The following is a 6,816-nucleotide window of genomic DNA, read 5'->3' as shown; positions in this document are numbered from 1 at the left end:
GTTCTCAAGGAACGGACGCTTCCTTTGTACTCACCCTCTCGGGCTTTCCTCCGGGCTTTCGTTCTGTTCTTGCTGTTCCTGCGTTTCCGACTCTATCAGACTTCTTCGCGTCCGATTCCCGGTCGAAGCGGGATTCGCTTTCCAGGCATTCGCTTTCGCGCTTTCCCTTTCCGGCGATTCCGACTCTACCAGATCATTTCCATGCCGTTTCCGGCTTAGAATTGAATTCGGTGACCGTCGGAAGGTCTTCGGCCTTTCGGCGCTCCGCTACGTTAACGCTTTCCCCTCGCTGCTCATAATCGAGCTGCTGGCGTGGAATTCGGACATGCCGAAGAGGACCCCGCCAGGGGTTCGTCGTAGGTAGTGGGTTGGCCGCTCCGGAGGTCTGCTGATGGCAGTGCCCCGTTCCAGCGGCTCGGACAACATTAGGCGTCCCGGGAGGCCGAGTCAAGTCGAGCGGCGGCGTGGTGCGTGAGCGCGGTACGGGCTCACCGTCGGGTCCTTGGTGATCCAGAAGCGGTACGGGTGGTGGGCGCCGGGGCCGCCCACTCCGGTCCGGGGGCCGCTGCTCGCCAGGTCGGGCGGGGTGGGGCTGCCTTCGAGGACGGACAGCGGGGAATCGGGGCCCGCGCAGAGGTCGGTGCCGTCGAGGGAGCGGTCGATGGCCAGGGCCGTGGCCAGCCGGGCCGGGCCCTTGGCCAGTTCTCTCGGGTTCTTGGCGGAAAGGCGACGTTTGGCCGCCAGGTCGGCGCCCGTCGTCACCTCCCCCGCGCGCAGCAGGACCCCGCTCGCAAGACCGGGTGGTCCGCACACCAGGTTGAGGCTGAACCACATGCCGTAGATGAAGTAGACGTACGCGTGTCCGGGTGGGCCGAACATCGATGCGTTGCGGGCGGTGGGGCCCCGGTAGGCGTGGGAGCCGGGGTCGGCTTCGCCCTCGTACCCCTCGACCTCCGTGATGCGCAGTTCGATGGGGCCCTCCGGGGTGTTGCGGACCAGGGTGCGGCCGAGGAGGTCCGGGGCCACGGTGAGGACCGGGCGGTCGAAGAAGGCCCGGGTCAGGGGCGTACGGTCGGGGCGCGCGCTCATCCGGCCGAGGGTAGTGGAACGGGCGCGCGTGCAACCGGGGCCTAGTGTTCCGCGTTGGTAGGGGTAGGCGCGGTGTCCGTGGTGACGTCGTCGCCGGGTCCTCAGGTCCTTAGATCTTTCATCAGGGGAGTTTTGAACATGGGGTTCAAGAAGCTGTTCGCGAGCCTGGGTGCCGGCGGTGCGTCCGTGGACACGGTCATCACCGAGCCGAACGTCGTGCCGGGCGGCATCGTCCAGGGTGAGGTCAGGATCCAGGGCGGGTCCGTCGACCAGCAGATCGAGGGGTTGTCCGTCGGTCTCCAGGCTCGGGTCGAGGTGGAGGGCGGCGACCAGGAGTACAAGCAGGACGTCGTCTTCAACAAGCAGCGCCTCGGCGGTGCCTTCCAGGTCCAGGCCGGCGCGCTGCACGTGGTGCCGTTCGGGCTGGAGATCCCGTCGGAGACGCCGATCACCCACTTCGGGGGCCAGCACCTGCACGGGATGAACATCGGGGTCAGCACCGAGCTGGAGATCGCGCGCGCGGTCGACGCGGGCGACCTCGACGCGATCAACGTGCACCCGGTGCCGGCGCAGCAGGCGATCCTCGACGCCTTCCGCCAGCTCGGCTTCTCCTTCCGCAGCGCGGACATGGAGCGCGGGCACATCCGCGGGACGCGGCAGACGCTGCCCTTCTACCAGGAGATCGAGTTCGTGCCGCCGTCGCAGTACCGGGGGCTGAACCAGGTCGAGCTGACCTTCGTCTCCGACGGCCGCGAGATGGACGTCGTCCTGGAGATGGACAAGAAGCCCGGGCTGTTCAGCGAGGGCAGCGACACCTATCGCTGCTTCCAGGTGGGGCTGCACTCCTACCAGGAGACCGACTGGGCGGCGTACCTGAACCAGTGGATCGCCTCCGTCGGTTCCACGCGCAATTGGCTCTAGCTCCTGGGCTCCGTCCAGGACACGCGTCCGATCAGCCACCGACCAGAAGGGTCAGCAGTGACCGAGCAGAGCAGGGCGCCCCTGCCGCACGACTTCCATCCCGCGGTGCACGCCTTCACCGTGACGAGTACGGACCTGGCGCCCGGGGCGGACCTGGGTGACGCCCAGGTCCTGTCGGGCGGGAACGTCTCCCCGCAGTTGCGGTGGGAGGGCTTCCCGGAGGGGACGAAGAGCTTCGCCGTGACGTGCTTCGACCCGGACGCGCCCACGGGCAGCGGGTTCTGGCACTGGGTGCTGTTCGACCTGCCGGCGTCGGTCACGGAGCTGCCGGCCGGGGCGGGCAGCGGGAAGTTCGAGGGGCTGCCCGCGGGCGCGGTGCACGTGCGCAACGACTACGGGACCGCGGACTTCGGCGGGGCGGCTCCGCCGGCCGGGGAGCGGCACCGGTACGTCTTCACCGTGTACGCGGTGGATCAGGAGGAGCTCGGCCCCGGCGGGGACGCCTCCCCCGCCGCGGTCGGGTTCAACCTCCGCTTCCACACCCTCGGGCGGGCCCAGCTGATCGGCGAGTACGAGGCGCCCGCCGGCTGATCGTTCTCCGAGCGTTTGCCCGGTCCTGGTCTAAAGACGGCCAGGACCGGGCATTTTTATTGCGTTGTCCCGCGTGGCGCGCGCGGCCAGAGTGGTCGCGGGCCCTGCTGCCGGTGTGGTCGCGGGCCTGCACACGGGAGGTGGGCGAGATGCGGGACACGCTGGTGCTGAATGCGAGCTTCGAGCCGCTGTCGACGGTGACGTTGAACCGGGCGGTGGTTCTGGTGCTCCAGGACAAGGCCGTGGTCGAGCAGTCCCATCCCGAGCTGCGTGTGCGAGCTGCCACGATGGAGCTGCCGATGCCTCGGGTGATCAGGCTCTGCAGGTACGTACGGGTGCCCTTCCGAAGACATGCCCCCTGGTCACGGAGGGGGGTGCTGGTCCGGGACCAGCACCGGTGCGCGTACTGCGGGAAGCGCGCGACGACCGTGGACCACGTGCTCCCGCGGGCCCAGGGCGGCGGGGACACCTGGCTGAACACGGTGGCCTCCTGTGCCGAGGACAACCACCGCAAGGCGGCGCGGACTCCGGAGGAGGCGGGAATGCCCCTGCTCCGGAAGCCGTTCGTGCCGTCCCCGGCCGATGCCATGCTGCTGGCGCTGGGGGTGGCGGGGCGGGACGTCCTGCCGGAGTGGCTGGAGCGTTCCGCTTAGCCGCGGCCCCGTTCCGCCTGGCCGCGAGCCCCGGTCCGCGCGTCTCGGTCGCGCTGGGCGGCGTAATGTCGCTACGCCGCTCAGCGGACGAGCAGTTGGACGATCGCGAGGATTCCGACGGTCACGATGACCGCGCGCAGGGCGGTCGGCGGGAGGCGGCGGCCGACCTTGGCGCCGATCTGGCCGCCGATGGTGGAGCCGACCGCGATGAGCAGGACGGCGGTCCAGTCGAACTCGGCGACGAAGAGGAAGACGACGGCCGCGATGCCGTTGACCAGGGCGGCGACGACGTTCTTCACGGCGTTGATCCGCTGGAGGTCCTCGCGGAGCAGCAGGCCCATGAGGCCGAGGTAGAGCACGCCCTGGGCGGCGCCGAAGTAGCCCCCGTACGCGCTGGAGAAGAACATGCCGGTGAGCAGGGCGGGGCCGCCGTCGGGATGGCCGGTGTCGCCTCCGGCGGCGTCCTGGCGGCGGCGCAGTGCCTTGGCGAGGCGGGGCTGGAGGACGACGAGCACGAGGGCGAGCCCGATGAGGACGGGCACGATCGTGTCGAACGAGTCGGATGGCAGGGTGAGGAGCAGGACGGCTCCGGCGCATCCGCCGACGAGGGAGACCGCGCCGAGCCGCAGGATGCGGGAGCGCTGGCCCCGGAGTTCCTTGCGGTAGCCGATGGCCCCGCTGATGGAACCGGGCACCAGACCGAGGGTGTTCGAGACGTTGGCGGTGACCGGCGGCAGGCCGGTGGCGAGCAGCACCGGGAAGGTGATCAGGGTGCCGGAGCCGACGATGGTGTTGATCGTGCCGGCGCCGATGCCGGCGGCGAAGACCGCGAGTGATTCCCAGATGGACATGGGAGGGGCCATCCCCTTTGCATGAGTGGGTCGCCTCCCCGCCGTGAAGGTCGAGGGGCCTCACCCGATCATGCAGGACGGCACGGCCCGCCCGGTGGGCCGGGGTCCGGAGCCGTGTTCCAAGGGTCCGGCGGTCCAGGATTCCGGGGGGGGCGCCGTCAGTCGATGGGGGGCTGCTCGCGGCGGTCCGGGGTGGCCTTGTCGCCCGCGTCGGCGTTGGCCTTGCCGGAGTTCTGCGGGTTGAAGCCGGAACCTCCGCCCATCGGGCCGAAGTTGCCCATGGCGCCCGAGAGGCCCTTGAGCGCGTCACCGATCTCGCTGGGCACGATCCAGAGCTTGTTCGCGTCGCCCTCGGCGAGCTTCGGGAGCATCTGGAGGTACTGGTAGGCGAGGAGCTTCTGGTCGGCGTCGCCGGCGTGGATGGACTCGAACACCGTGCGGATCGCCTGTGCTTCACCCTCGGCGCGCAGGGCGGCGGCCTTGGCGTCACCCTCGGCGCGGAGGATGGAGGACTGCTTCTCGCCCTCGGCGCGCAGGATCTCGGACTGGCGGACACCCTCGGCCTGGAGGATCGCGGCGCGCTTGTCGCGGTCGGCGCGCATCTGCTTCTCCATCGAGTCCTGGATGGAGGTCGGCGGCTCGATGGCCTTGAGCTCGACGCGGTTGACGCGGATGCCCCACTTGCCGGTGGCCTCGTCGAGGACTCCGCGCAGGGCCGCGTTGATCTCCTCGCGGGAGGTGAGGGTGCGCTCCAGGTCCATGCCGCCGATGATGTTGCGGAGGGTGGTGACGGTGAGCTGCTCGATGGCCTGGATGTAGCTGGCCACTTCGTAGGTCGCGGCCCGGGCGTCGGTCACCTGGTAGTAGATGACGGTGTCGATGTTGACGACCAGGTTGTCCTGGGTGATGACCGGCTGCGGCGGGAAGGGGACGACCTGTTCGCGGAGGTCGATCCGGTTGCGGATCGAGTCGATGAACGGGACGACGATGTTCAGGCCCGCGTTGAGGGTGCGGGTGTAGCGGCCGAAGCGCTCGACGATGGCTGCGCTGGCCTGCGGGATCACCTGGATCGTCTTGACCAGTGCGATGAAGACCAGAACCACCAGAATGATCAGGACGATGATGATCGGTTGCATGCGGTTCCCCGTGCCCTTCCGGCTGTCTGTGCTGCCCCGTTGAGCGGAGTCTCGCAGACCCCGGGGCCGCGAGTCGGCTGGTTGCTCACATGACGGCTGCGTGACGGCTCACATGCCGTCCGCGTGACGGTTCCCAAGTCGCTTGCGGGAGCGGTCACATGACGACCGCGGTCGCTCCGTCGATCTCCACGACGTCGACGGACTGGCCGGGTTCGAAGCTGGTGTCCGCGTCGAGGGAGCGGGCGGACCAGATCTCGCCGGCGAGCTTGATGCGGCCGCCGCTGCCGTCGACGCGTTCGAGTACGACGGCGCTCTTGCCTCTCAACGCGTCGATTCCGCTGCGGTGTTGGGGGCGCTGGTCGCGATGGCGGTTGGCGATCGGGCGGACGACGGCGATGAGCGCGACCGACACGATCACGAAGACCAGGACCTGCGCGACCACTCCCCCGCCGAGCGCCGCCGTGACGGCGGCCGCCACCGCGCCGATGGCGAACATGCCGAACTCCGGCATGGCGGTCAGGACGAGGGGGATGCCCAGTCCGACCGCGCCGATGAGCCACCACACCCACGCGTCGATGTCCACATGGTCATGGTAGGTCGGGTGGGCGCGGTCGGGACAGGGTGCGGGGCGGTTCGGTCCGCCCGGCCCCGTCCCTTCCGGGGTGTTCCGGGCTAGCGGAGGGGCAGGCCCTGAGCCGTCCAGCGGTCGTTGCCGTTGCGCTCGACGACCAGGGGGAGGCCGAAGCAGAGCGAGAGGTTGCGGGAGGTGAGTTCCAAGTCGATCGGACCCGAGGCGACGACCTTGCCCTGGCGGATCATCAGGACGTGCGTGAAGCCGGGGGCGATCTCCTCGACGTGGTGCGTGACCATGACCATCGAGGGCGCGAGCGGGTCGCGGGCGAGGCGGCCGAGGCGGCGTACGAGGTCCTCGCGGCCGCCGAGGTCCAGACCGGCCGCGGGCTCGTCGAGGAGCAGCAGCTCGGGGTCGGTCATCAGGGCGCGGGCGATCAGCGTGCGCTTGCGCTCGCCCTCGGAGAGGGTGCCGAACTTCCGGTCGAGGTACCCGGTCATGCCGAGGCGGTCGAGGAAGGCGCGGGCGCGCTGCTCGTCGATGTCCTCGTACTCCTCCTGCCAGGTCGCCGTCATGCCGTACGCGGCGGTGAGGACGGTCTGCAGGACGGTCTGCCGCTTGGGGAGCTTGTCGGCCATCGCGATACCGGCGATGCCGATGCGGGGGCGCAGATCGAAGACGTCGACCTTGCCGAGGGTGCTGCCGAGGATGGTGGCGGCGCCCTTGGTGGGGAAGAGGTAGCTGGAGGCGAGGTTCAGCAGTGTGGTCTTGCCGGCGCCGTTGGGGCCGAGGATCACCCAGCGCTCCCCCTCCTTCACCGACCAGGAGACCTGGTCCACCAGAGCCCGGCCCTCGCGGACCACGGATACGTCCACCAGCTCCAGAACATCGCTCATGAGCGTGTTGTCACCCCTTGCAGTCACGGTTCTCTGTGCGCCGGCAGGCGCAGCCCCAGGGGAAAACCTACGCCACTCGGAGAGGGGTCCGGGGCCGGGGCCGGGTCA

General features: G+C 69.5%; 8 protein-coding genes. 3 read left to right on the top strand and 5 right to left on the bottom strand.

The annotated features are described in order from the left end of the window. Positions 1 to 447 precede the first annotated feature (447 nt). Complete coding sequence (locus ACFWTC_RS33975; protein ID WP_383915054.1) at positions 448 to 1,089, bottom strand: DNA-3-methyladenine glycosylase; 642 nt, start codon at positions 1,087 to 1,089, stop codon at positions 448 to 450. 138 nt (positions 1,090 to 1,227) lie between these two features. Here ACFWTC_RS33975 and ACFWTC_RS33970 point away from each other — a divergent pair, with 138 nt between their 5' ends. The 3 genes from ACFWTC_RS33970 to ACFWTC_RS33960 all read left to right on the top strand — a co-directional run bounded on the left by ACFWTC_RS33970 (position 1,228) and on the right by ACFWTC_RS33960 (position 3,254). Further along, a complete protein-coding gene (locus tag ACFWTC_RS33970) occupies positions 1,228 to 2,010 on the top strand; it encodes a sporulation protein (RefSeq protein ID WP_383915055.1) in 783 nt (260 codons plus the stop codon). A gap of 57 nt (positions 2,011 to 2,067) precedes the next feature. Then, positions 2,068 to 2,601 (top strand): YbhB/YbcL family Raf kinase inhibitor-like protein, encoded by a 534-nt coding sequence (locus tag ACFWTC_RS33965; protein ID WP_383915056.1) that lies wholly within the window; start codon positions 2,068 to 2,070, stop codon positions 2,599 to 2,601. 149 nt (positions 2,602 to 2,750) lie between these two features. Then, positions 2,751 to 3,254 carry an HNH endonuclease gene (locus tag ACFWTC_RS33960; protein ID WP_267722486.1) on the top strand — a complete coding sequence of 168 codons (504 nt, stop codon included), beginning with the start codon at positions 2,751 to 2,753 and terminating at the stop codon, positions 3,252 to 3,254. 80 nt (positions 3,255 to 3,334) lie between these two features. Here ACFWTC_RS33960 and ACFWTC_RS33955 read toward each other — a convergent pair whose 3' ends face one another. The 4 genes from ACFWTC_RS33955 to ACFWTC_RS33940 all read right to left on the bottom strand — a co-directional run bounded on the left by ACFWTC_RS33955 (position 3,335) and on the right by ACFWTC_RS33940 (position 6,708). Further along, positions 3,335 to 4,105: a sulfite exporter TauE/SafE family protein gene (locus ACFWTC_RS33955; protein ID WP_383915057.1), complete on the bottom strand. Its 771-nt coding sequence runs from the start codon at positions 4,103 to 4,105 to the stop codon at positions 3,335 to 3,337. Between the two features lie 158 nt (positions 4,106 to 4,263). Beyond that, positions 4,264 to 5,241: an SPFH domain-containing protein gene (locus ACFWTC_RS33950; protein ID WP_383915058.1), complete on the bottom strand. Its 978-nt coding sequence runs from the start codon at positions 5,239 to 5,241 to the stop codon at positions 4,264 to 4,266. A gap of 154 nt (positions 5,242 to 5,395) precedes the next feature. Continuing rightward, a complete protein-coding gene (locus tag ACFWTC_RS33945; RefSeq protein ID WP_383915059.1) occupies positions 5,396 to 5,824 on the bottom strand; it encodes an NfeD family protein in 429 nt (142 codons plus the stop codon). An 89-nt stretch (positions 5,825 to 5,913) separates the two neighbouring features. Next, positions 5,914 to 6,708, bottom strand: coding sequence for an ABC transporter ATP-binding protein (locus ACFWTC_RS33940; protein ID WP_383915060.1), 795 nt, complete (start codon positions 6,706 to 6,708; stop codon positions 5,914 to 5,916). Positions 6,709 to 6,816 lie beyond the last annotated feature (108 nt).

This window comes from Streptomyces sp. NPDC058619 (genome assembly GCF_042717785.1).
Lineage (GTDB): Bacteria > Actinomycetota > Actinomycetes > Streptomycetales > Streptomycetaceae > Streptomyces.
Note: the sequence above shows the minus strand (reverse complement) of the source record. Positions and strands in the feature narration are given on the sequence as shown.

Coding starts and splice junctions, on each gene's coding strand:
- ACFWTC_RS33975 (WP_383915054.1), bottom strand. CDS start 1,089: ATGAGCGCGCGCCCCGACCGTACGCCCCTGACCCGGGCCTTCTTCGAC.
- ACFWTC_RS33970 (WP_383915055.1), top strand. CDS start 1,228: ATGGGGTTCAAGAAGCTGTTCGCGAGCCTGGGTGCCGGCGGTGCGTCC.
- ACFWTC_RS33960 (WP_267722486.1), top strand. CDS start 2,751: ATGCGGGACACGCTGGTGCTGAATGCGAGCTTCGAGCCGCTGTCGACG.
- ACFWTC_RS33955 (WP_383915057.1), bottom strand. CDS start 4,105: ATGTCCATCTGGGAATCACTCGCGGTCTTCGCCGCCGGCATCGGCGCC.
- ACFWTC_RS33950 (WP_383915058.1), bottom strand. CDS start 5,241: ATGCAACCGATCATCATCGTCCTGATCATTCTGGTGGTTCTGGTCTTC.
- ACFWTC_RS33940 (WP_383915060.1), bottom strand. CDS start 6,708: ATGAGCGATGTTCTGGAGCTGGTGGACGTATCCGTGGTCCGCGAGGGC.